Raw genomic sequence first — 25,988 nt, forward strand, 5'->3', positions numbered from 1 at the left:
TGTCATTTACTCTTAAATTATTTTTGACTCAGATGGGTAGCAATGAGTATGATATATCATAAGTAAGATCAAGAAACGCAACAATATTTTCAAGACATATCCAAGCTTTGAAATATTTTCTTACAATACTCAATGGAAAAAATCCCACTATTTGCCTTGCATTCAATACTGTTACCGTGTTGGTCTATTTGATGGTCTAATATGCATTCCCTCTATTATAAGTATAATTAAATCAATTACTTATATTCATAGTTAGACTTCCTCCTTCACCGCCAATCTTATTCTGCTTAATCAAAGCCTCTAGCTTTTCCCATCTGTTCAAACAACTCCGAAATACCTTTTAATCCAAAATACTTTCTGAAATTTTTAATTACAAACCTCTTTTTGGCTTAATCTATTTGCCTATGTCATTTTGTAACCTTTTATTTATTACCTTCCTCTCTCTTACACTCCTCCCGCACCTTTACCTGATGTTTCGCTATTTTCTACCAACATCGCCGCAGCCGTTTTTTTGAGTATCGCCCACTGCTCATCGTCGACATAGATGCCTTCTTTCCATGCGCGCTGATGGATTTCAAATAGCTCATCTGTCGATATTTTATGATTGAAATGCTGTATGTCCTGTTCAATATCAAAATTTTGGGTCGCAATTTCAATAATCATATCATTGGTATTGTAATTGGCTTGTGCTTGGTCAAAAAAGTATAAATCAGGATACACAAAACCTTGATTTAACGTAAATAATGTATGCTTGGGCACAGAGCCATTGTCCCATTTAGCCAGACAAGCAAAGCCTTTGGCAGCCAGCTCCACCAGCTCACTATAAGCCAACCAGCGGTTATGACAGTTCTGTAAATAAATACGAAAATGCGCCAAATCACCCATTTTTTCCAGAGCATAGTCAATGATAGTCGGCAAGTGACAAGCCAAGCTGCTACCATGCAAATCTAAACGAATAGCGCCGTCTTCTTGATAGACGATATCGATTGGCGTATCGTGCTCGGTTAAAATATACGGACTGGCGTTATTAAAGTGTCTGATACCGTCCAAGCCCGCCATCTGTAGCTCAGCGACCATAGTAGCAATCACATCCGCTTCGCCTACTTCACGGTGCATCCCAGTAAAGGCTTTGTGTACTATCGTCACAATTTCATTATGCGATACGATCATGAGTCAAACCTCCCTGCTCTTTCGATAAATCGGGTAATAAAGGAAACAGCCACTCATCACTATGCACTTCTGCAAACAAAGGCGCACCTTGAAACAAGGTGATCCGCACCCAGCGATCTGATCTGGGATCGAACTTAGTTGCCCCAAACATCGATAATTTACACCGTAACAGGTGCATGGGTAATGCATTTTTATGCAAGACATTCATCTGAATATCGCCCAATGGCTTATGTCCCATCGTCCAAACGCGGCGCGCAATCGAGCGATATTTTGGCTGATTTAAGATGAAATCTGAAATGAGCCGCTGTGGATCGGTAGGTTTCAACGCGAGATACAGCTTATTTGCTTGCCGTGCGATGTCTAATGCAAGCTCACGATCAGCACCCGGTTCTTGCCCGCGCACGCCCATCCTTGGCTCTTCTTTATCCACCGAACGATACCAAAACCAATGGCTATTATCGGGCTGGCTAAAATCAATATTAATCGCCCACTGATAATGTAGCTCTAATACATCGATTAAATCTTGGATCACCTTGCCTTTCGGTAGCGACAGCGTTTCATCGGCATTTATTTTTTCTTGAAACGCATCGACACGCTCAGGATAAAGCTCCATCAAGCAAGAGATAATCACTTCTTGGCTCTCAAGGCTTAGGTAATGGTGAGCTTGTAAGAACTCCGCCCATGTACTGTATTGATTAATGGTTGCCATCAAATTATTTTGTAGTACGGCTAATTCCGCAACGACCGCTTCATTGAGTTTAATTTGCTGCTCATTGATAGTAACAATCTCGCTAAAATGCTGAATAGCACGTTTGATTAAACTGGCAAAATATGCAGTTTTTTTGGGTTCAATCTGGCAGATCAGTGTCACTTGCAACGCTTCTTCGCGGGTAGTTAGCCATTGATCGACGACACAAGGATGGTTGATTAGATACGGTGCCATGCCCAGACCGGTGGCGTTACCAACTCCCAAGTAACGTTTAATCTCTGGATGCAGTGTAGCGGCGTTGCTACCGCCTTTTTGCTTTGCCAAATAATCGACCCAATCTAAGCTAAACTCACGCAGCAAATACACGGCACACATCTGCGCTCGAAAGGATTGATCAAAATCTGCACTGTGATCTAACGGTTTGAAGTCATAAATACCAAACTTACCATTGCCATAGACAGCGGTGGTGCGCAATATATAACCCACTTGCGCGAGTATATCCAAATCTGGTTGCTGACCAACGGCGAGTGAGCTAACGATATGAGCAAAGACCCGTACGCTCTTATTTGCTCGTGCCAGCACCATGACCATATTAGAGTTGCGACCCGCTTCTTGCAGCGGTACATTGGCTTGTAGATTATCCAGTAACTCTTCACTTATCTCACCAAAGACCAGACCAAAGGTCACATCCCATTTTTGGGCAATCACCCTATCATTACGCTCTTCATCAGCCAGTTCATTACAAAACACCACCAGATGATACAGATGCTCTGGGGTATTGAGGCGATAAATAACCGTGCCATAGCCTTGCTCATCCAAATCCCACAAATGGGTACTGAGCGTCCATTGCTCTCTATCAATCTTACGCAGTAACGTGCGCACAAAGCTAATGCGAGTTTGGTGCATCGCGCCCAACCTTTCTGCAATCATAATCATGTCACGAGTACGGAATTTAGTGCTAAGTTGAGGCGGCTTGACGTTAATGCTTTCATTATTTGCATGAATCATATTCATAATTTCACTACCTTACCTAATATACTGAGCCAGCAGCTTTGTTAATAATCTCAATGATGATATCTATCGGTAAATAAGTATTCAGCCGTTTTGAGGATCGTTGTTTTGACCTTGACCGTTTGGTAATCAATCAGTTTTTTGAGTAAGCTTTTCCTTAGCGAGCTTTTCTTCGCTAATTTTATGTCTTACCTCTACCTGATTAGGTCGATACAAGTCTTGCTCTCGCGCCATTTGCTGGGCAATTTGTGGCCCGTTCCATAGCGATGGCAGCAGGATAAAAGAGACTGGCACAGCGGTAATTACGATAAAAGACTGCAACGCTGTCACGCCACCTGAACCAAGCGAGATTAAAACAATCGCTGTTACCCCCATCATGATGCCCCAAAAGGTACGAATCATGGCATTTGGCTCACGCTCGCCACTGATGACGACGCTGATGGTATAGGTCATCGAATCACCTGTCGTGACGATAAAAACGGTGGTTAAAATTAGAAATAATATCGAGGTAATTAAAGGAAAGGGTAATTGCTGCGTGACTGCTAATAGTGCACCAGGTAAGTTAAAGCCTTCAAACGCGCTACTGACACTGCCCGGATTGGCAATCTCAAACGCCAGACCCGAACCACCAACGACGGTGAACCAAAAGCAAGTAACGAGCGGCGCAATGATACATACGGTAGTAATCAATTGACGAATCGTACGACCTCGTGAGATACGAGCAATAAATATCGCCATCATAGGGCCATAACCCAAGAACCAACCCCAAAAGAACACGGTCCAACCGCCAAGCCAGCCTTCATCACCGCGAAAAGTGGCCATCGGAATAAAGTTATCGACCATCGTGCCGACACCTTGAATATAACCATTGACGATAAAATTGGTCGGTCCAAATATCAAAATAAAGACCATCAGCGCAAATGCCAAGATGACATTAAAGCGGCTGAGCAATTGCATGCCTCGAGCAAGACCACTGATCGCTGATAAGGTATAAAGCGCAATCGCGAATATGATAATGATAAGCTGGGTGGCAAAAGTATCAGGAATACCAAACAAGGTATTGAGGGCATAGCTGGTTTGCAAGCCTAAGAAACCAATAGGGCCAATCGTACCCGCAGCCACGGCGACGATACAGCAAGCATCGATAATTGCGCCCGTTTGACCAGTAAGTACGCGCTCACCAAACATAGGATAAAGAAGTGTGCGAGGTTTCAGCGGCAAGCCTTTGTCATAATGCAGATGCATGACCACAATCGCGGTCAAACTACCGACAATCGACCACGCCAAAAATCCCCAATGCATAAAAGATTGTGATAAGGCGTTAAATGCTCGTTGTTGCAAGTCTGTTGACTCACCGTATAAGGGAGGCGCTGACACGAAATGAGCAATAGGTTCTGCCGCCGCCCAAAAAACCCCGCCGCCAGCCAACAATGTACAAAACAGGATAGCCATCCACTTGAAATTGTCCATTTCAGGCTTTGGTAAGTTGCCCAAAATAACACGACCCGTGCGACCTGCACCAACCGCTAAAGCGATGACGAAAGTAGCGAGAAGCAAAATTTGCCAAAAAGGGCCAAAGATATTGGCCGACCATTTAAAACCAACATCCACAATCGTTGCTAACTGTGCTTCTGCAAAAATCGCCATGAGCACAAAAATTGTAATAAACCCGCCACTATACCAAAAGGCAGGATTTTTTAGCCCCAACGCATCAATATCGGCAGCAGCTGGTACAGCGCTGACCTTATCTGCTGTGCTATTGGCAGCGTTTGAGCGTCCTTGCTCAACTTGATTAAGTCCCTTTAAATCGGCCATGATGTGGCTCCATATGCTAACGTTTCGTTATTTAGATCAGAGGTATCGCAATGAGGATATAGCCAGATAGCCTCACTATATTATTGATTTCAAAGCTCTCTATTTCAAATGGGTATGCGCTATAAAATGTCTATCGTCTTATAACGATTTTTAGCGATGCCTTGCTAGAATTATCCTTTAGGCTAAAGGCTTTAAACCACTCTCAAGGAAATCAAACCAGTTTTGACCGATAACTTTTCCAGCGTCAATCTCATTAAAACCATGTTTGAGCAAGCCGTTATAAATGTTTTCCATACCGTCCTTACCAGCGAACCATGGCAAAGTATCTGGCCAACCTGAATTATTGGCATTGCCTTCACCATAATCCATCGCTTTTGACCAGCGGCCATTACGCATCCACTCAAGCACGGCTTGCGGTTGATTGAGACACAAGTCACTACCAATGGATAAATGCTCTACGCCATATTTTTCAGCACAATTGGCAATCATCGTACAGAAATTATCTAATGTGCAATCACTACCATTTGGCAAATGAAACGGGTATAAGCTAAAACCTAACAACCCGCCCGCTTTGGTTAATGCACTAATAACCGTATCCGATTTATTACGCAGGGCATCGTGTGCTGTGGTTGGGTTGGCATGGCTGATACATATCGGGCGACTAGAGTGCTCAATCGCTTCAAGCGTTGAACGCTCAGCGCTGTGTGACATATCGATAATCATACCGACACGGTTCATCTCAGCGATGGCCTGCTGACCAAAACGTGTGATGCCGCTGTCATTCTGCTCATAACAACCAGTTGCCAGTAAGCTCTGGTTGTTATAAGTCAGTTGCATAATCAATAGACCCAAGCGGCGCATGACGCTGATTAGGCCAATTTCATCATCGATTGGTGAGCAGTTTTGCGCGCCAAAGAAGATGCCAACTTTACCCTGCTCTTTTGCCGTTTTGATATCAGCAACTGAGTACACTGGCAAGATAAGATCGCTATTTTGCTCAAAGCGTGTGTGCCACTCGCTAAAGCGGGTCATGGTCTGACGGGCATCTTCGTGATAGACCAAGGTGGCATGTACCGCATTGATACCACTGGCTTGTAGCATCTTAAAGTAGTCACGATCCCAATGGCTATACTGTAATCCGTCAATGACGATATGGTCTTGGTACATATCAATTCCCTTTAATACTTTTATCAGTAGCCACTATCGTTGGCGATTAAGTGCTTTTTCACACCGTGTCGCTTCGATAGCGGCGAGCAGTCTTATTAAGATAGTTCTAGTACGCTTTTTGATAAGCGGTCTTGACGATGGTATAGAACTCTTTGGCATATTGACCTTGCTCACGCGGGCCAAAGCTTGACTGTTTACGACCACCAAACGGTACATGATAGTCCGTACCTGCAGTCGCTAGATTGACCATGACGCAACCTGCTTGCACTTGTTCTTTGAACATCGCACTGCTACGCAAGCTTTGGGTGATGATGCCGCCCGTCAGACCAAAGCGCGTGTCATTGGTCATGGCAATCGCTTCGTCCAAATCCTTGACACGCATGACACAAGCCAGCGGCGCAAATACTTCTTCTTGGTTGATATCCCAGCTGTTGTCCGTCTCGGTAAATAACGTAGGCGACATATAGTAGCCGTCATGTGGCATCTCTAAACGCTCACCACCAAAGGCTAAATTGGCACCGGATTGCTTGGCTTTTTCGATCCAGTCCATGTTTGATGCCAGTTGTTTATCATCGACGACAGGCCCCATAAAGATACCGTCATCAAGCGCATGACCGACTTTTAAGGTTTTCATTTTTGCGACCACACCTTCGACGAAGGCATCATGAATACTATCCATCACGATGAGGCGCGAAGAAGCCGTACATTTCTGCCCTGAACCACCAAATGCACCAGCAACCGCCGCATCGATAGCGATTTGCAAGTCGGCATCGTCAGCGATGACCAAGGCGTTTTTGCTGCCCATCTCAAGCTGGCAACGGATAAAGTTCGGTGCCGTCGCAGCAGCGACCTTGCGACCTGTTGGTACAGAACCCGTAAAGCTAACGGCATCGATATCTGTAGAATTGATGAGTGCATCACCGACTGACGAGCCGCCACCCAGTAGCAGGTTAAACGTCCCTTCTGGCATGCCTTGACGGTGGATGATTTCGGCCAATGCCACTGCGCTGGCTGGTGTTAAATTCGCAGGCTTCCAAATGACCGTGTTACCAAACGCTAACGCTGGGGCGATCTTCCATACAGCAGTGGCCGTTGGAAAGTTCCAAGGCGAAATAATCGCGACCACACCGACTGCTTCGCGGGTGACTTCAACCTTGACGCCAGGGCGTACTGAGGCAGCGTTATCACCGATTTGACGCAATACTTCAGCGGCATAGTAATGAAAGAACTGACCAGCTCGGTAAATCTCGCCGCGACCTTCCGCAAACGGCTTACCTTCTTCAAGAGACAACAGCGTACCTAGCTCATCACAGCGAGCAATCATTTCATCGCCAATCGCTTGTAGGATAGACTCCTTTTTTTCTAAAGGAGTCGCTTCCCATTTTGGCTGAGCGTGACGGGCCGCCGCGATGGCATCCTTGACTTGATCGCCACTGGCTTGGGCGAACTCACCGATAGTGTCGGTGATATCAGATGGGTTAATATTGGCTACGGTATTTACGCCTGACTGCCATTCACCGTTAATATAAAGTGATTTGGTTGGGTCTTGCTGCAATATCTGTTGGGCAGTGTGTGCTGACATAAGAGCTTCCTTGATAAAGTATTAACTATTTGATTTATTGACTAGAGTACATTCAAAATTTAAGGCACAGCGGCATATACAACCAGCTCAACCAACATCTCTTCACGAGCCAGTCCTGCTATCACGAGCGCTGCCCGATTTGGATAGGGTGCTTCAAAGTATTCGGCGTAGACTTGATTGACCGTTTTTAGATAGTCGCGATCGGTCACATAGATCATGACCTGTAGTACCGAATTCATGCTGACATTGGCACATTCTAGTGTGTGCTTGAGATTGTCTAACGTTTGACGAGTTTGCGCTTCGATACCACCTGCAACCACGTCACCATTTTCATCGATAGGAATCTGCGCAGTGTACAACGTACCATTGCTAGTGATCGCCCATTCTAAAGGGGCTTTAGACGCATAAAGTGAGGTTTTGATGGCTTGTTTGGTTGAGTGAGTCGTCATGTCGTCATATCCTTTGATCAATGATTGGGCAGCGATTGCTATAGAGTTATCCTACCCAAGTATTAACGATAAATCTAACTAATTAAATTTAGAATATGATAGATTTAATCTATCATAGACGATATCTTATATATTAATAGTGGTGAGGAGTAAGCGTATGAAATTACAGCAATTACATCACTTTTTATGCGTGGTAGAGGAAGGTGGCTTTCGGGCGGCGGCGGATCGCGCCAATCGCTCGCAAGCGGCGTTGTCTGCCTCGATAAAGGAATTGGAAAAAATACTAGGTCAGCGCTTATTTGAAGGAGGAAATAAAGCAACACTCACGCCTTTTGGCGAGACTTGTTTACCAAAAATCGAGCAGTTTATGACGATTTATCAAGCGCTAGAGGATGATTTAAAAGGAGCAGCCGCTGGCGATAAAGGCAAAATAAGGATTGCAAGCGTGCCATCACTGGTGACAAAACTCTTGCCTAGCGTGTTGGTTGAGTACTCCAAGAGATATCCTGATGTCGAGATTGTACTAATAGATGATAACTCTGTCGGTGTTGCCAATCGTTTATTGGCAGGTGAAATCGATTTGGCATTGGGCAACTGCACCAGTATCGATCAATCAAATATAGATTTCACCTTGCTCATATCTGACCCGATTGGCGTGGTCTGCTTAAAAAGCAACTCGTTAAATCAACCAGTAAAACCGTCAAGAAACCATCAAAAAATAGGGCTTAAATGGCAACAACTGATGACCCAGCCTTTTATTTATAATGGCACTTGCCGATTGCTCGAAAACACACCCGCCGAGGTACTCAACCGTAATGCGCGTTACACGGTCGAGAATATTACTTCCTTATTTTCATTATTACGCAATGATCTTGGCATCACCACCCTACCCAAGCTCGCCTTTCCGTCGAATGAGCCAGAATTGGTATGGCTCGACTTACTTGAACCTACCTTAGACAGACAAATTGGTATTTTTAAATTGGCAAATAAAACGATCTCACCGCCAGCACAAGCTTTTCATGAATTGTGCATTCAGTATGTCCAGAATCACTATATTTTATAAAAACAGGTTGAAAATGGTTTAAAAACAGGTTGAAAATTGGTTAAAACATAACTCATTACCGCCTACTTTTATAAGCCACTATCAGAAATTCCATTCACTTGAATAAAAGCGTCTCTCACCTATGTCTAAAGGTTTAATTTCCGTTACTCGTGGCCTCTTATCTGTTATCGGCATCATACTTATCATCGATTGCGCTGCATTGATGGTCGTCGGTAAAGTTAATTTCGGCTCGGTTGTACCTTTTTTAGTCGGCATGGTTTTTGTCATACATGGGATGTTTTGGCATGCAATACGCAGGTTTTGTAGCCAACATTATGGCTTTAACCGCCTTTGGTATGGGTTATGGGCTGTATTTGTACTTTGGTTATTGAGCTTCAGTCTATTTATTTGGTCATTACAACAGCAGATTGCGCTTAGCCAGCAACCTGCACCGACAGTGGCAGCGATTATTATATTAGGCTCAGGCACGGTTGCAGGTAAGCCGACACCGACGCTCGCCAAGCGCTTGGACACCGCCGTGCCCCTTATTGAGACGCAACCAGATGCTTTGGTGATAACCAGTGGTGGCGTTGGTTTTCAGCGTACACGTAGCGAAGCCGATATCATGGCCACGTATTTGCATGAGGCACATGGCGTGCCATTCGAACGCATTTTACAAGAAGGCAAAAGTACCAGTACGGAAGAAAACCTCGCTAATAGCCGAGCGTTGTTAGAAGAAAAAGGGCTATCTATCACTGATCCTATCGCCATCGTTACCAGTGACTTTCATAGCATTCGCGCGGCCAGCATTGCGCGACATCAGGGCTATACACAACCGATCACCGTCGCCAGTCCCACACCTTTATCCATTCGTTATAACGCTTGGTTTCGCGAGTATTTTGCCTTTGTCAGTGGCTGGTTGTTAGGAGAGTATTGATGGAGGTGTATATTTCACCAGTTTGAACAAGCTTACTGCTAAGTATCATAGCTCCAGCGTTGCCGCATTGCTGTTTTTACCAATCAAAACGGTGGTAATTTTACAGTGCGTTATAATCAGTAAGAACCGCTGATAAATACTGCAAATAAAAATAATAATAATAATAATGGAGCGCATTATGCTATTGGATATCTTTTTAACTGTTCATTTTATGCTGCTGATACTGATCTCTTTGCGAGTGCTTGCGCGCCATGATCTGACCTCGCCCGCTCGGCTTGCTTGGCTCGTCATATTGTTCATTTTGCCTTATCTGGGGGTTGTAATTTATTGGATGTTTGGTGAGGTGCATCTAGGACGCGATTTTACGCGCAAACGTAAAGAAATTATCGATAAATTAAGTGCACATAGTCCTGAAGTACTTGGTGATGACATCGCTTTGTCGGAGGCCATCAAACCTGAATACCAAGCGGCCTTTGCCTACTCTGCCAATGCAACTGGCTATCATACAACGGTGGGCAATCACGCAGAGCTAATGGCAGATGCGGCTGAGACGCGCAAACGTATGATTGCCGACTTTGATGCAGCGACCGATCATATTCATGTACTGTATTATATTTGGCTAATCGATGGTATGGGAATCGATACTGCTCAAGCGCTCATACGAGCGGCAAGGCGCGGCGTCATCTGCCGAGCAATGGTTGACGGTATGGGCTCACGAAAAATGGTCGGCTCAAAGATATGGCAGGAAATGATAGAAGCTGGCGTACAAGTCAGTGTTGCCCTACCAATTAGTAATCTTTTAAAGGTACTCATGTTTAGCCGGATTGACTTGCGAAATCACCGCAAGATTACGGTTATTGACGGCAAAATCGGCTACTGTGGCAGTCGCAACTGCGCCGATCCTGAGTTTCGTGTAAAGCCAAAATTTGCGCCGTGGGTAGACATTATGCTGCGGGTCGAAGGACCAGTGGTGGCACAGAATCAGATGTTGTTTGCCAGTGATTGGCTGACTGAAAATCCTGATACGCCGCTTGACAGCTTTCCTTATTTTATTGACCCTCAACCAAAGCGACAAAAATCCCCACAGCCAGAAACTGAGGAGCCTTTACCAATAACATCACCGCCAAATGGCTTTGCTGCACAAGTTTTTTCTGATGGTCCTACCCAACGACGCGGCACCACGCCACAATTTTTAGGTGTCTTAATTGGTCAGGCAAAACGAACCCTGATTATCTCAACGCCTTATTTTGTGCCTGATTATTCGCTCGTTAGCATTTTGTGTGCGACCGCTTATCGCGGTGTACAAGTAACCATGATTTTCCCAAAGAATAACGACTCAATAGTCGTGGCTGCTACCAGCCACAGTTATTACTGGCAGCTGCTTGAAGCGGGGGTCAATATTTACGAATATAAACCCGGTCTATTACACGCAAAAACCTTGACCATCGATGGCGAAATCAGTCTGATTGGCTCGACCAATTTAGACTTGCGTAGCTTTGATTTGAACTATGAAAACAACATTGTGTTTAGCGATAAAACGCTCACAGCGGCCATCGTTGAGCGACAATACCAGTATATCGCTGATTCTGAAGAGGTCACTCGTGAGCAAGTTGAAAACTGGCCGTTATCTTATAAAATCTGGAATAACATTGTCGCCACGATGGGACCTGTTTTATAACCCATTATTAGGGCGTGCCCTCAATTCAATTGATCATATCTAAACGGGCTAATGACCTTAAGCCATTCTATTCAGCTGCTGTCTTCTGCAAAATATAAACGACAAACTTAGCTTGTGTCGTAAAGGATTCTGTTTCGACCGCTGCTAGTAGCGCCTGTCTTTTTTCATTAAGCGCGCGATAAGCATAAGGCGTCATGGTCATCAAATCAGCCAAATCAGCGGCTGACAACGTCATCTCGGTACTGACATGCTCCGTACCCATTAGCGTGAAATATGGAGCCAATTCATGCAAAAACTTATCCGAATCATGCTCGCGGACGTTGTCAAATAACGCTTCGCGCATCGTCGCTAGATGCCCGATACCTGGCTTGGCAATGATTAAATAACCGTCTTCAGTCAATACCTCATTGAACGCGTCTGGCAAGATAGGGCTAAAAATACTGCTAATACCCTTTATGCTATGCGCGCGTAACGGCAAATGGGCAGCGCTGGTAACAAGCGGATAGATGACTGCCGACTTGGCTGTCGCATTAGTAACACTGTCTTTAGCTTGCTGATACCAAAGACGCCCCGCCGCTTTGCTCGTTTTCGCAAGCTCTACCACAGCTGGTTTACTGATATCTGCGGCGATGAGAGTATCCATGCCTGTCTGTGCCATTGCCTGCGTGTAATATCCTTCACCGCAGCCAATATCCAACCAATTGATTGCCTTGCTATCCTTTTTAGTTATCGGCTCAATTGCTGAATCAGCGACCGACTCATTTTTCGCCAACAATTCCCTCATTTTTTGGCAAATAAGCGTCTGCAATGGCTGATAATGTCCAGCGTTTAAAAACCGTTTGCGTGCATCAATTGATTGCTGGCTATCGCCCGGTGCTTTGGATTTTTTTTGTTGCACGGGCAATAAATTAACATAACCCTGACGTGCCACATCAAATGGATGAGCCGTTTGTTTTGGGTGCAAGCTGCCATCGCAGCGCCACGTATCTGCGGCAGGCTGTAATGGTGATTGGCAAAGGGGACAAATAAATAAGCTCACAAGTATCTCAACGTCATCGCAATATGGCTGCCATTTTAACAAAATTCAGGCTTACTGCGTGATAAAAGGCGCGATAAACAATGCAGGAAAGAAAATGCGAAAAACAAATTATCAGCAACCAAACTATTAGCAACCAAAAAAAACCACCTCAACTAAAGTGAGATGGCTTTTGCGTACATGATATTCATATTAATGTTCAAGCGATATGGCTGTATTAACGCAGTTTTAAGGTCATGAGCCCAAGGATGACAAGAATAATGGCAATAATCCAAAACCTTGCCACCACTTGCGTCTCTTTCCAGCCAATTTCTTCAAAGTGATGATGCAATGGTGCCATGCGAAAGACGCGCTTTTTACGCAGCTTATACGAGCCAACCTGTAGCATGACCGATAATGCTTCGGCGACAAATAGACCGCCCATAATTGCAAAAGCGATTTCTTGACGGGTCATAACGGCAATCGTACCGAGCATCGCCCCGAGAGCAAGCGCTCCTACATCGCCCATAAATACTTGGGCTGGATGGGCATTGAACCATAAGAAACCAAGCCCTGCACCAATCATCGAACCACAGACAATGAGAACCTCGGAGTTATAGGCAATATAAGGCACATGCAAGTAATCAGCAAAGCGTACATCACCTGATACATAAGCCATTGCGCCCAAACCTGCCGCGACCAAGACCACGGGCAAAATAGCTAAACCATCCAAGCCATCGGTTAAGTTGACAGCGTTAGAAGCACCATTAATTACAAAGTAGGTAAAGATAATAAAGCCAATACCAAACGGCACTGCCGAAAAAGGAATCATCCAATCTTTAAAAATCGGTAGCAGCAAATCCTGCATCTCACGCGTGGTCGCGATATCTGGCTGCAAGGTGGCGATATAATACAAAGACACACCGACGAACAAAGCACCCATAGAGAGCCAAAAATATTTCTTGCGAGCAATTAAGCCTTTGGGATCTTTATATTTAATTTTTAGCCAATCATCTGCCCAGCCGACCGCGCCAAAGATAATCATGACAATGAGCAAAATCCAAACGTACGGATTATTCAAACGAGCCCATAGTAAGGTGGACACGCCAATCGCACTCAAAATCAGCACCCCACCCATGGTCGGCGTACCAGTTTTCGCCAAATGCGATTGCGGACCATCATTGCGAATCGCTTGACCATATTTCAATGCACGCAGACGTCGAATGACAGGCCCACCAAAAAACATGCTAAATGCGAGGGCGGTAATGACCGCGAGTAACGCTCGCAGCGTCAACGAAGAAACCGCAGAAAACGGCGTGTAATACTGGCCAAGCCAGCCAAACAACCAAACTAACACCGCCTACTCCTCGATTAGCGCATTGATAAGGGTTTCCATTTGCATGGAACGAGAACCTTTAAACAGCACCGTACAAGGCTGCGCCTGCTGCGCTTGCAAATACGGCTTCAAATACGCCAATAAACTGTCTTTATCGGTAAACGCATGGGCATTGATGTCAGAAACCTCTTGTGCACCCGCCACGGTAAAAGGCGCGTATTCACCAACACACAGCAGCACATTGATGCCCGTTGTCGCAATGGTACGACCCAAGCTTTGATGCTCGCTAACCGCCGCCTCTCCCAGTTCTGCGATATCGCCCAGCACCATGACTTGCGTGCCCGTTTGCGCCGCCAATACTTTTGCTGCCGCTCGCACCGAATGCGGATTGGCATTATAGGTATCATCAATCAAGCGATGCATACCCAGTAATTGACTGTTCAAGCGCCCTTTAGCAGGACGCGCATTTTCAAGTCCGACGACAATATCACTAACATCGATATTTAGTGCATGGGCACAAGCAGCAGCGGCTAAAGCATTATTGACATTGTGCTCGCCCGCTAGTGGCAAGTTGATATCATGGACTTGATTGCCGATATGCAGCTTAAATTCACTGCGCTCAGGCTCGACATCTAAATGGCTGGCACTGACATCAGTATTACCAAAACCAATCACGTGTGACGTATGCTTTTCAGCGATACGGCGTAATTGATTGGTAAAATCATCTTTATCAGGAACGATCGCAAATTGGCTGTCATTCAAGGTATGGTAAATCTCAGCCTTGGTTTGGCAAATCCCTTCACGGCTGCCAAACTCACCCAAATGCGCCGTGCCAATATTTAAGATACACGCGACATCTGGCTTTACAATCTCGGTAGTATAAGCAATTTCGCCAATATGGTTTGCGCCAAGCTCTAGAATGGCATAGCGATGATGGTCGGATAATTCGAGCAACATCATCGGCACACCCAAGTCATTATTTAGGTTACCACGGGTAATCAATGTCGGTGCTAGTCTGCCAAAGATACTACCCAGCATCTCTTTACAGGTGGTCTTGCCGCTAGAGCCAGTAATAGCAATAACGGTTAAATTTTGATGCTGTTGACGACGATACGCAGCCAATTGTCCTAGCGCTAAACGGGTATCGCTCACCACTAACTGCGGAATGCTATTTGTATCAGCCGTAGCAATAGGGCGAGCGACGATAGCCGCAACCGCACCTTGCGCGATGGCAGTATCAATATAATCGTGACCATCAAAATTATCACCCGATAACGCTAAAAATATATCACCAGGTTTTATCGTACGGGTATCGGTGGCGATACGAGTGCTCATTACATCGTTTTCTGAGTCGGATTGCCCGTCACTCAGCTGCCAATGCCCATCGAGTGCTGCGGTTGCCGCGAGCAGATTGGCTGCTTGCCAAACATACAGCCCTTGCGACTGAATGCTGTTATCGTTGTCGGCTGTCATAATGATTACCTTATATATATGATGACTACTTATTTATTTTTTATAGTTAACGACTAGGGCGTGTCCTCAATTCAATCGATTATTATCTAAATGGACTAGAAATGGCTAAATTTTGCCAAACATCGTCAACCAGCTTATTAATATCTCGATATTATTTGCGCTACTTTCCTTGTTTGACGGCAATTTATCTCATTTTTATCACCATCTTTAAAATGAGGACACACCCTAATACTTTTTAGATAGCATGAAAAACTGACTGTAATCGCTATTATTTACATATAAATGCTATAAACGCCCTGCTTGTTTTAAGGCGTTTTGCAAAATAACACTGTCGTCGAAATCATAACGAACATGGTTAATTTCTTGATAAGTCTCATGACCCTTGCCAGCGATTACGACGATATCATCAGCCGCTGCTTGATTGACCGCATACTCAATCGCTGCTTGGCGCGCAGGCTCAATATAGGTACGCTGATATTGCTCACTCGTCATGCCTGCTTGCATATCTTGCAAAATGATATTGGGATCTTCGGTGCGTGGATTGTCTGCCGTTAATACGACTTTATCCGCGCCTGCCAAGCCTGCTTGCGCCATCAAAGGACGTTTGCCCGCATCACGGTCGCCACCACAACCAAACACTGCCCACAGCTGACCCTTACAATGGGTCTTTAGGCTGGCAAGCACTTGGCTTAAGGCATCTGGCGTATGGGCATAATCAACGATAAAGCAGCCATCATTAGACGGCACACGCTGCATACGTCCAACCGCACCTTGTAGCTGCGGCACCACTGCGGCAATACGCTCAAGGCTAATGCCTAAAGCGACGGCAGCTGCCATTGCGGCAAGCAAATTGGCAACATTAAAGCGCCCCAATAATGGGCTGACGATACCTAAATGATTAACTTCGCCATCGCCTAAATCAGTACGTAGCGTAATCTCGACACCTTTTAAGCTTGGTTTGATTTCAGCCGCAACAAAGGTCGCAGATTTTGATGATTCTAAACTGTACGTCCAGACCGTTAAATCACTGGCATGTGCGGTGTCGAGCATAATCTGACCATGTTCATCATCGATATTAATGATAGCGTGTGTCAAATCTGGAAAATGCGCTTTATCAAACAGTCTAGCTTTTGCTGCTGCATACTCTGCCATATCGGCATGATAGTCTAAGTGGTCACGGCTAAGATTGGTATAAATCGCCACCGACACTGGCATACCTTGTAAACGCTGCTGATCCAAACCATGTGAGCTGGCTTCCAATGCCAATAATTCAGCATTCTCTGTCCCCATTTGATATAAAAATTGCTGAACTGCTAAAGCATCGCCCGTGGTATGGCTGGCTTGCACCAAAGCACCAAGCCTACCATTACCTGCCGTGCCCATGACTGCGCTGCTTATGCCTGTCAGCTGCGTCAACTGCGCCACCAATTGACTGATAGTCGTTTTGCCATTGGTGCCCGTCACCGCGACCACCGTTGGCAAGGTCACGGGCTGCTGATATTGAAAACGTGCTTGAATGAGTGTCCCTAAAAAATCACGAATATTGGGCACGTATAAAACAGGGCAAGGCAGTGCTGCTAATTGCTGCTGCGCTTTAGCAGTACTATCATTCGATAAAGTGATATCGGCGTGATTTGATACACTAGTCGTGCTAAGTAAAGCCGTGGGATCTATTTCTGATAGGATAAAAGCCGCATTGTTAGCGGCTTGATAGAGGTAGTCGCGACTTTTTTGACAGTTTGGTATGTGGCTTTTTAATAACACAAACACATCGTTCGGCTCTAGCAGACGACTGTCTAAACGAAACTGCAGGAATGGAATATCAAGAAACGAATTGATTGGTTTTGAATCCGCTCCAATCAATGTCGTCTGAGTCGATAGCTTTTGCAATGCCTGCTCTATACCTACACCATGCCTGCTATTGCTACTACTAGATTCAGTCAGCTGCTGCAAGGTGACTGGGGTAATGCTTGGCGACGAGGGTGACAGGGTCATTGGCAAATCCTATACGGTTAAAACACATCAAATAGTTAAAAACTGAACATTTAAAAAACTTACGTTTAAGCCTATAAATCTTCCGTTTTTAACGGCTTATCTAAGGGTACATTGTATAAACGCAGCGCCTCTTTCATGACATTATGAAAGACTGGCGCGACTGTTAAACCAGCATAAATCTGACCACGCGGGTCTTCGATGAGCATCACGCCGACCAGCCTAGGGTTGGACGCTGGCGCCATACCCGCAAAAACGTTGCGGTATTGGTCAGTATAGTAGCCACCTTTTGGATTGATACGGCGCGACGTTCCTGTTTTACCAGCGACGCGATAACCGTCAATCGCAGCACCTTTAGCCGTACCACCCGGTTCGGTGACACTTTCCATCATTTGTACGATAGACATCGCTTGCTCGTGTGCCATGATACGCTTGCTTGGCTGCGGCTTGTCATCTTTAATGAGGGTCAATGGGTGCATCACACCGCCTGCCGCCAGCGCCGAATAAGCCTGCGCGACCTGAGCCAGTGTTACCTGTAGACCATAACCATAACTGACCGTTGCACGTCTTGATGTTTCTTTTTCTTTTGGTGTAACCACAAGCCCACTACCTTCCCCTGGGAACTGTAGCGGTGTCTTTGAACCAAAACCAAATTGCTTTTGCATATTGGTAATGCCATCAGCGGGTAAAGACAAAGCAATCTTAGTCGAGGCAACGTTACTAGATTTCTGTAATAGCGTTGCCATCGTGATCCGCCCTAAATTATTATGGTCACGAATGGTATAACCACGGACACGAATAGAGCCAGGATTGGTATCGATTAAGGTAGTGGCGGTATATTTTCCTGAGTCTAAAGCCGCTGCAACGGTAAATGGCTTCATGACTGAACCGGGTTCAAAGACATCGAGCAGCGCACGGTTACGCTGATTCTCACCGGTCATCTCATTCAGGTTATTAGAATTAAAAGATGGCCATGTTGACAAGGCAAGCACTTCACCCGTTTGCACATCAACAATCATGCCTGTTGACCAGCGCGCTTTTTGCAAACGCCCTGCTTTCTCTAGTTCTTTATAAAGCAAATACTGCAAGCGCGAATCAATGGTCAACGCCACATCTTTACCTGGTATTTCTGGTTCAATCTGTTTAATTTCTTTTAAACTGTTTTGTTTGGCATCTTTTAGCACCAACACTTTACCATCATCACCTGCCAGCTCAGTTTCATATTGGCGTTCGATACCAGCACGACCTTCGTAACCACCTTCAGGATCGCTGACATTTTGTCCCATAAAGCCCAATAGTTGCGAGTTTGGTTGTGGCTGCGGGTAATAACGTTGGAAAAAGTTTTTTTCATAGACGCCAGGAAAATCAAGGGTGCTGACACTTTGGGCAATCTCTGGCGTTACTTTATTCAGTAGCGGCAAATAGTGCGAGCCTGCACCCGATGGCAGCGCGGCTTTAACTGCTGCTTCATTGGTTACATCAATACTGTCATCGATAGCGGTAACTTTTTTTAGCTCAGTGACCGAAATATTCGCAGCCGCCGCAAGCGTGGTCAGATCCATGTTATCCAAACGCTTTTGCATACGCGCAACCAGCTGTGGACTCTCAGGATTGGTGATAATGATACGCTTAAGCTCGTAATATTCGCGCGCGTAATCATGCGGACTAAAAGAGACCGTCGCCAGTGGTGCACTGACTGCAAGTGGCAAATTATTGCGATCGGTAATCATACCGCGATAGGATTTTTGCGTGCGCACGCTAGTGATAAGCTCATCACCTTTGTCTTGATAAAACTGAGCATTGGCAACTTGTAAATAATAAGCACGGGCTATCAGCAAACCCAAGACAACCAATGCAATGACCCAAATAGTACGGAAACGGTTTTTGTCTTGCTCAAAACCGCCGCGAGAGGAAGCGCCAGACGCTTTACCCAAAAACCCTCTTTTATTTTTCAGGTTTTTGACACTGGTATAAGCGCCTTGCTCTTCACTTTTTTTCAATCGATCAAACAATTTAGCCTTACGGTTGCCAGAGGATTTTTTTTCAGCCGTACTGCCTGTTTGTCCCGATTTGGCTGCACTGGCAGGACGTAAGGGCTTAGTCACCTTACCGCTAGTTGGCTTTTTATTCGCATTTTTCGCGGTCGTTTTACCGCTATTGGCATTAGGTTTTTTATCACTCATTGTCCTGCCTCCGCTACCGTGGCATCGGTGATAGGAGCGTCAGGCGATATATCCGTAGAAGCTCGTGGTTCGATAATGTCAGACTTATCCTCATTTGAGTCAGTATCGACGACTGGCACCTGTGCTGTGGCAACACCCGGTTGGATAATGAGCTTATCTTTTAGCGTCGGTGAAAACATGCCCAGTTCAGCGACCGCACGGCTAGCGATTTGCGGCGTCGCACTAAAAGTCTGCTGTTCAATGAGCAAACGCTGATGTTCGACTTGCAGATTACGCTCTTGTTTTTTCATGTCTTGCAAGGTTTTATAATCCTGATGATATTGCTGAACACCTTCGGCTGTTTTGATACCGCTCCACACAATCGCCACTGCTAACAGCAATAGCACCACTACATAGATACTAACCACATTAAATCGGCGTACAAATAGCTCGCCGATATCGGTGTTATGCGGCATTGCAGCACGACGGTTTGCAGGTTTGTCAGATATTGCCATGACGCTCTCAAAAAGTGGACTTCAAGTATGAAAATTGGCAACTGTTTTAGAGCGGTAAGACGCTTTGTACAGCACCATCAATAAAGTAAAACCAAACGAAAAAGGAACAGCCGAGCCTAGCAGATAATGTTTACAGATTTTTAACAGCCGCGTAAGTATTCAGACTTTTATCCTACTTAATTGCCAGCAACCAATCACCAGCAACTCAGCCAAACACCCTCTCTATAACATCACGCTACCTGTGTTATTGCTCGACACTGGGTAGATAGTCGGTATCAGTACGAGTCGCCATGCGCAACCACGCACTACGCGCGCGTGGATTTTGACTGGTTTCAGCTTTGCTTGGACCCACGCGTTTAGGCTTGCTAAAATAACGCGGACGATTGGGCGGCATCGGCAAATTCTCATCCTCTGGATATTGCCCTTTGCTATGACGCTGCAAAAACTGCTTGATACGGCGATCTTCTAATGAGTGAAAACTAATCACTGCTAGCTGCCCGCCTGACTTTAAAATCGGAATGCTTTGTTCTAAAAAGTCGTCAACATCGCCAAGCTCATTGTTAATAAAAATGCGCATCGCCTGAAAGCTCTGAGTCGCTGGATGCTTACCGCGCTGCCAATTAGGATGCGCCACTTTAATCACTTCAGCCAATGCCAAAGTAGAGTCATAACTGTCCATCTGCTTAATAGCACGGGCGATACGGCGACTATGACGCTCTTCGCCAAAATCATAAAGCACATTGGCCAAGGTTTCATCGTCGACTTTTTCTAGCCATTCAGCGACCGACTGCCCACGGCTGGTATCCATACGCATATCAACCGCCCCGTCACGCATAAAACTAAAACCACGACTGCCATCATCAATTTGCGGCGATGAGATACCCAAATCTGCCATTAAGCCATCAACTTGCATGATACCCATTGCCGCTAGACTATCCGTCAACGTCGCAAAACTATCATGCACCACTTTTACGCGACTATCGGTATTTGCCAATTCACGCGCGACGCTAATCGCTGTTGGATCTTTATCAAAAACAATCAAGGTTGCATCATCGGCCAACTGACTTAATAGTAGTCGGCTATGACCACCACGCCCAAAGGTAGCATCAACGTAGACGCCACTCATCTTTAAGCTATTTTGGTTGTCACTGCTTTGTTCTGCATCGTCTGTTTGCTTAGGTAGCACTTTAACACCCAGCACTGCCGCGACGGTTTCTTGCAATAACACCGCATCATGAACAAAGCTCAATTCATCAGAGCGGGCTTTATCAGTGACAGACTCTTGATTCAGCTGATTAGTAGAGTCACTCTCTACCACAAAATCGTTTTCTACAGCAGACAGCTCAGCCGCTGATGCAGCATTAACAGTGGCTAAAGGAGAATCTATTTTAGAATCTTGCTTAGTATTCGGCGTATTTTTTGGCTTATTATTCAATATGGACACAAACGACTCAGTAGATGATGACCATTTTGGTCAGTAAGAGTGAAAAATCAGATGAAAATAAACAAGTTATGACTTGTCTAACATTATTATCGCAAGGATACACGGGTAGTCAAGCGCTAGACGGGCATTTCGTTAAAAATATTCCATCTCTCTGTTATACTAGCGCTATATTTTACGCTATTTTTCTACATTGACGGCTATTGTTTCATCCGTATTTTTTATTCAAACTTGTCATTCATATTTATCATTAGCATTTTTCACTGCTATTTTTTCATTTTTCACTGCCATATTCATTAACTAGCCTATTCTGAGAATTTTATGATGCAATCATCGACTTCAAATAACAGCACACGCCCTGTCCGTACCCGTATTGCGCCATCGCCTACTGGCTTTCCGCATGTCGGCACCGCTTATATTGCCCTATTTAATTTAGCTTTTGCTAAAGCCCACGGCGGCGAATTTATTTTGCGTATCGAAGACACGGATCAAACGCGCTCAACCGAACAATCTGAAAAAATGATTTTGGATGCGCTGCGTTGGGTCGGTCTCGACTGGGCGGAAGGTCCAGATATTGGTGGCCCGCACGCGCCTTATCGTCAGAGTGAGCGTAGTGATATTTATAAAAAGCACGCCGAACAGCTCATAGAAAACGACCATGCGTTTCGCTGCTTTTGTACCAGTGAAGAGCTCGATGCCATGCGTGCTGCTCAAATGGCCAATGGTGAAACGCCACGTTATGACGGTCGCTGTGCCCATTTAGCCCCTGAGAAAACTGCGCAATTGGTCAGTGAGGGCAAACCGCATGTCATTCGTATGCGTGTGCCTACCGAAGGCGTCTGTCAAGTACATGACATGTTACGCGGTACGGTTGAGATTCCTTGGACACAAGTCGACATGCAAGTGCTGCTAAAAACCGACGGCATGCCGACTTATCATTTAGCCAACGTTGTCGATGACCATTTAATGGACATCAGCCATGTGTTGCGTGGTGAAGAGTGGCTGAACTCTGCGCCCAAGCACCAGCTGCTTTATGAGTATTTTGGTTGGGAGATGCCGGTGCTTTGCCATATGCCACTGCTGCGTAACCCAGACAAATCAAAACTGTCTAAGCGTAAAAACCCAACCTCTATCACCTATTATCGTGATGCAGGCGTGCTGCCTGAGGCGCTGCTCAACTACCTCGGTCGTATGGGCTACTCTATGCCTGACGAAGCTGAACAGTTTACCCTAGAAGAAATGATTGGTAGTTTTGATATTCAGCGTGTGTCCCTTGGCGGCCCTATCTTCGATATCGAAAAACTGAACTGGCTCAACGCAGAATGGTTGCGTGCGCTTACTCCTGAACAGTTAAAAAATAAAATCCTCGATTGGGCAAATAACAGTGATAAGCTGACGGCTATCGCAGCGGCGATTCAGCCTCGTATTGAGCTGTTATCTGATGCAGTTAATTGGGGTGGTTTCTATTTCCAGAACTTACCTAATATCAATGCTGAGAGCTTTACCCATAAATCACTCACTCCTGAGCAAATTACTGAGATGCTGCAACTGGCGCTTTGGCAGCTAGAAACCTTGCCAACGTGGTCAGAAGAAAATATCTACGCCACCCTAAAAGGTCTTGCCGCTCACCTCGATATCAAGATGCGTGATTTTATGGCACCGTTCTTCATTGCTATCGCTGGCAGCACCTCATCGACGCCAGTCATGAATTCTATGGCAATCATCGGCGCTGATATGACGTTGACTCGCTTGCGTCATGCGATTGATGTACTAGGCGGCTTGGGTAAAAAGAAGCTGAAAAAACTTGAGAAACAAGCGGCTGAATTACCAGATTTTTTAGCGGCTGAATAGTTTATAAATACTATTAAAGCTACCCTAGTCACTATACGATTGGGGTAGCTTTTTTTAACAAAAATTTATTTAGAATATAGGTGATGTTTTATGGTCGTTACAGCCGCTGTACTAGCTACCTTATTAAAAGACCCCCTAACTAAGGCTTTCAGTTGGACATTTATCGAAGCACTGAAAGGCACTCGCAATCAAAATATAGAAAATTCGCTCAAAACCCTTTCTACTAGAATAATTGAAGTAGTTAAGGTAAAGACCATCTACAAGGGCGATAAAAGTATTGATTTACATGAGTTCTATGTACCAACTAGAGTTAACAATGTTGGTACTAGAATTGAGTGTATATCAGACATAGATAGTCAATCCATTGTACTTGAAGGTACAGTTGGGCAAGGAAAGTCTATATTTATGCGTTACTTGACATATCAAGAAGCGCGTCAAAGTAAGAGGGTTCCAATTTTCTTTGAACTTCGTAGATTAGACGATAATCAGAGCTTAGAAGAAGCGATTAGTTTAACAATAAATAATTGGATACATTTATTCTCTAAAGAACACTTTGTAAAAATTGCTGAGAGCGGCAACTTGGTGTTATTTCTTGACGGCTTTGATGAGCTACCTCATGAAACAGTTAAGAGGTTATTAAATGAAATTGAGGGATGGTGTGAACGTTATCCTGACATGCAATTGATTATCAGTGCAAGACCTGAATCTGAGATTCAAAAATCAAACTACTTTAAGGTTTACAAGCTTTCAAGCTATCGATTTCATGAGCAGTCTAAATTAATAGATAAATTAGTTGAAGAAGAAAAAAGCCGAGAAATTCTCAAACAGGCTATTAAAGATAGTACTCATGAAATTAAAGAGTTATTAACGACACCGTTGATGGTAACACTCTTTGTGATGACATACCGTGCATTATCAGATATACCAAAAAGTCAGTCTGAGTTCTATAAAGCACTGTTCTCTGTTTTGACATCGCGTCATGATAAAACAAAGCCAGGTTATAAAAGACAACTTAGCTGTAATTTAAACGAATCACAGTTGCAAGGAGTTTTTGAAGAATTTTGCTACCTGACAGGTAATAAAAATAAGCTAATTCTTAGTTATGATGAAGCTATCGAAATAATTGAAAAATGTTTGGTTAATCAAAAAATTGGAGGTAGCCCTACAGATGTAATTGAGGATTTCTCTAAGGTAGTATGTTTATTACTTAAAGATGGATTAAACTACTCTTTTGTACATAAAAGCATTCAAGAATACTTTTATGCCAGTTTTATTTCGAAAAAACCTGAACGAGCACAAGAGAAATTTTACTTAGAGTATTCAAAAAATATTCATTTATTTTACAAAATAAAAGAGGCAATTCAGTTCTTAAAGGAAGCTAGTAAATATAATTACTATAAATACTTTAGGCTACCTGTTATTGAAGAGTATATAGAGTTCTACCAAATAAGAAAAAACAGCAACACCATTCTTGATAACTTACTGATTCATAAAATTTCCAACAATGAGTTAGAAATTCTTCTAGATGATAAAGGTGAAATACAATCTGGATTCTTTTGTGCTCCTAGAAGAATAGAGAATCTATTAGGCACATATATTAAAGAGTTAATAATTGGAGACAACAAGAATTTTACTAGACTTGGCTATGGTAGAGTTGATGTTAAAAATGTGACTGATAAACATTTTAAAATCGAAGGTTTTGAGAAAATAGAATGCCATTTAGACGAAGTTAGCTTAGAGAAATTAACGAAAGAAACACTTGAAATAGGCAATGAAATTATAAATAACCGTGAAGAAATAATAAACTATATTAACCAGCAAGACGATATTGATATTGATGTAAGTGACCTCATGTGAAAATAGCAATTAATTTATAACTAGGCCATGTCAAAATAGCTATAGCGTGAACTGACATAATTCTTAGCAGATAATGAGTAGCACAAGAAAGTCTCTAAGCCACGTTCAAGCATATAACCTTGACATTCAAATACATGACTTTTCGATACCGTAATATTTTTCTTAGTTAGCACTACTACTACCCTACTACTATTAAACACCTTAATTGGAAATAAATATGGCCGCCAAGACCGTCACGATAGAAAGTAAAGATTATGTCTTTAACACCCTGAAAGAAGCGCAGAATTACTACGACGCCATCGTAAAAGAGCTTTATGATGCAAAACTTACCCTGACAAAAGGACAAGATTTTGAAGACTTAAAGTGGATATACAGCACCTACTGTCAATATACCAAGCAAAATGTAGATAAACTAATCGATTCTGACATCATTGGCGTCAAAGGTATCAGCACAGTACAACAAAAAGGGGGACAATATATCCCCACAGAATGTTGTGCCATTATTTTTTCAGATGGCAGCGAAGAAGAGTTTTTCACCGATAAAGCTATCAAAGAGATCTCTCTTAAGCAAAATCCACGCTAATTTGGGCTTATTAAGTAACTAAAATAGCTTTAAACGCTTTTTTTCAAATATTTATGCATTATTTTTAAAATAGTAGTTGACAGGACTGCCGGTCTTGCATAAAATATGCACACTCTTAGCGAGGGGCTATAGCTCAGTTGGTAGAGCACTTGCATGGCATGCAAGGGGTCAACGGTTCGACTCCGTTTAGCTCCACCATACTA

Annotated in this window: 19 protein-coding genes and 1 tRNA gene; 7 read left to right on the forward strand and 13 right to left on the reverse strand. The window is 44.2% G+C overall.

Annotated elements, in window-relative coordinates; genetic code table 11:
- Positions 1–444 precede the first annotated feature (444 nt).
- The 6 genes from JMW94_RS00630 to JMW94_RS00655 form a co-directional block, all read right to left on the reverse strand.
- Positions 445–1,170, reverse strand: coding sequence for a DUF3726 domain-containing protein (locus JMW94_RS00630; RefSeq protein ID WP_201599732.1), 726 nt, complete (start codon positions 1,168–1,170; stop codon positions 445–447).
- Complete coding sequence (locus JMW94_RS00635; RefSeq protein ID WP_265088292.1) at positions 1,154–2,893, reverse strand: hypothetical protein; 1,740 nt, start codon at positions 2,891–2,893, stop codon at positions 1,154–1,156. The genes JMW94_RS00630 and JMW94_RS00635 overlap by 17 nt, the downstream gene beginning before the upstream one ends.
- A 126-nt stretch (positions 2,894–3,019) precedes the next feature.
- Positions 3,020–4,705, reverse strand: a complete 1,686-nt coding sequence (locus tag JMW94_RS00640; protein WP_201599734.1) for a BCCT family transporter — start codon at positions 4,703–4,705, stop codon at positions 3,020–3,022.
- A 177-nt stretch (positions 4,706–4,882) separates the two neighbouring features.
- Positions 4,883–5,872, reverse strand: coding sequence for a membrane dipeptidase (locus tag JMW94_RS00645; protein WP_201599736.1), 990 nt, complete (start codon positions 5,870–5,872; stop codon positions 4,883–4,885).
- A 106-nt stretch (positions 5,873–5,978) separates the two neighbouring features.
- Positions 5,979–7,454: an aldehyde dehydrogenase family protein gene (locus JMW94_RS00650; RefSeq protein ID WP_201599737.1), complete on the reverse strand. Its 1,476-nt coding sequence runs from the start codon at positions 7,452–7,454 to the stop codon at positions 5,979–5,981.
- A 59-nt stretch (positions 7,455–7,513) separates the two neighbouring features.
- The gene (locus JMW94_RS00655) at positions 7,514–7,903 is read right to left on the reverse strand and encodes a RidA family protein (protein ID WP_201599738.1); all 390 of its coding nucleotides are present in this window, start codon (positions 7,901–7,903) and stop codon (positions 7,514–7,516) included.
- A gap of 157 nt (positions 7,904–8,060) precedes the next feature.
- On the opposite strand from JMW94_RS00655, the gene JMW94_RS00660 reads away from it, so the two are divergent.
- The 3 genes from JMW94_RS00660 (at position 8,061) to cls (ending at position 11,560) form a co-directional block, all read left to right on the forward strand.
- On the forward strand, positions 8,061–8,966 hold the full coding sequence (locus JMW94_RS00660; protein WP_201599739.1) for a LysR family transcriptional regulator: 906 nt from the start codon (positions 8,061–8,063) through the stop codon (positions 8,964–8,966).
- A 121-nt stretch (positions 8,967–9,087) separates the two neighbouring features.
- A complete protein-coding gene (locus JMW94_RS00665) occupies positions 9,088–9,882 on the forward strand; it encodes a YdcF family protein (RefSeq protein WP_201599741.1) in 795 nt (264 codons plus the stop codon).
- Positions 9,883–10,060: 178 nt separating this feature from the next.
- On the forward strand, positions 10,061–11,560 hold the full coding sequence (gene cls / locus JMW94_RS00670) for a cardiolipin synthase (protein ID WP_201599742.1): 1,500 nt from the start codon (positions 10,061–10,063) through the stop codon (positions 11,558–11,560).
- 67 nt (positions 11,561–11,627) lie between these two features.
- On the opposite strand, the gene JMW94_RS00675 is transcribed toward cls, so the two are convergent.
- The 7 genes from JMW94_RS00675 to rsmH all read right to left on the reverse strand — a co-directional run bounded on the left by JMW94_RS00675 (position 11,628) and on the right by rsmH (position 21,344).
- Positions 11,628–12,599, reverse strand: coding sequence for a putative RNA methyltransferase (locus tag JMW94_RS00675; protein WP_320157927.1), 972 nt, complete (start codon positions 12,597–12,599; stop codon positions 11,628–11,630).
- Between the two features lie 214 nt (positions 12,600–12,813).
- Positions 12,814–13,932 carry a phospho-N-acetylmuramoyl-pentapeptide-transferase gene (mraY, locus tag JMW94_RS00680; protein ID WP_087813657.1) on the reverse strand — a complete coding sequence of 373 codons (1,119 nt, stop codon included), beginning with the start codon at positions 13,930–13,932 and terminating at the stop codon, positions 12,814–12,816.
- 3 nt (positions 13,933–13,935) lie between these two features.
- Positions 13,936–15,384 (reverse strand): UDP-N-acetylmuramoyl-tripeptide--D-alanyl-D-alanine ligase, encoded by a 1,449-nt coding sequence (locus JMW94_RS00685; RefSeq protein ID WP_201599743.1) that lies wholly within the window; start codon positions 15,382–15,384, stop codon positions 13,936–13,938.
- 285 nt (positions 15,385–15,669) lie between these two features.
- Entirely contained in the window at positions 15,670–17,379 is a 1,710-nt protein-coding gene (locus tag JMW94_RS00690) for a UDP-N-acetylmuramoyl-L-alanyl-D-glutamate--2,6-diaminopimelate ligase (protein ID WP_201599744.1), read from the reverse strand.
- Between the two features lie 71 nt (positions 17,380–17,450).
- A complete protein-coding gene (locus tag JMW94_RS00695; RefSeq protein ID WP_201599745.1) occupies positions 17,451–19,559 on the reverse strand; it encodes a peptidoglycan D,D-transpeptidase FtsI family protein in 2,109 nt (702 codons plus the stop codon).
- Positions 19,556–20,053, reverse strand: a complete 498-nt coding sequence (locus JMW94_RS00700; protein ID WP_201599746.1) for a cell division protein FtsL — start codon at positions 20,051–20,053, stop codon at positions 19,556–19,558. Before JMW94_RS00700 ends, JMW94_RS00695 begins: the two co-directional genes overlap by 4 nt.
- 244 nt (positions 20,054–20,297) lie before the next feature.
- Positions 20,298–21,344 carry a 16S rRNA (cytosine(1402)-N(4))-methyltransferase RsmH gene (gene rsmH, locus JMW94_RS00705; RefSeq protein WP_201599836.1) on the reverse strand — a complete coding sequence of 349 codons (1,047 nt, stop codon included), beginning with the start codon at positions 21,342–21,344 and terminating at the stop codon, positions 20,298–20,300.
- Between the two features lie 471 nt (positions 21,345–21,815).
- Here rsmH and gltX point away from each other — a divergent pair, with 471 nt between their 5' ends.
- The 4 genes from gltX (at position 21,816) to JMW94_RS00725 (ending at position 25,983) form a co-directional block, all read left to right on the forward strand.
- Positions 21,816–23,345, forward strand: a complete 1,530-nt coding sequence (gene gltX, locus JMW94_RS00710; RefSeq protein ID WP_201599747.1) for a glutamate--tRNA ligase — start codon at positions 21,816–21,818, stop codon at positions 23,343–23,345.
- A gap of 90 nt (positions 23,346–23,435) precedes the next feature.
- Positions 23,436–25,202 (forward strand): NACHT domain-containing protein, encoded by a 1,767-nt coding sequence (locus tag JMW94_RS00715; RefSeq protein WP_201599748.1) that lies wholly within the window; start codon positions 23,436–23,438, stop codon positions 25,200–25,202.
- Between the two features lie 217 nt (positions 25,203–25,419).
- Positions 25,420–25,785 (forward strand): hypothetical protein, encoded by a 366-nt coding sequence (locus JMW94_RS00720; protein ID WP_201599749.1) that lies wholly within the window; start codon positions 25,420–25,422, stop codon positions 25,783–25,785.
- A 122-nt stretch (positions 25,786–25,907) separates the two neighbouring features.
- Positions 25,908–25,983 (forward strand) — tRNA-Ala (locus tag JMW94_RS00725).
- The last annotated feature ends 5 nt before the right edge of the window (positions 25,984–25,988 follow it).

It is taken from the genome of Psychrobacter immobilis, assembly GCF_904846185.1.
GTDB lineage: Bacteria > Pseudomonadota > Gammaproteobacteria > Pseudomonadales > Moraxellaceae > Psychrobacter > Psychrobacter immobilis_B.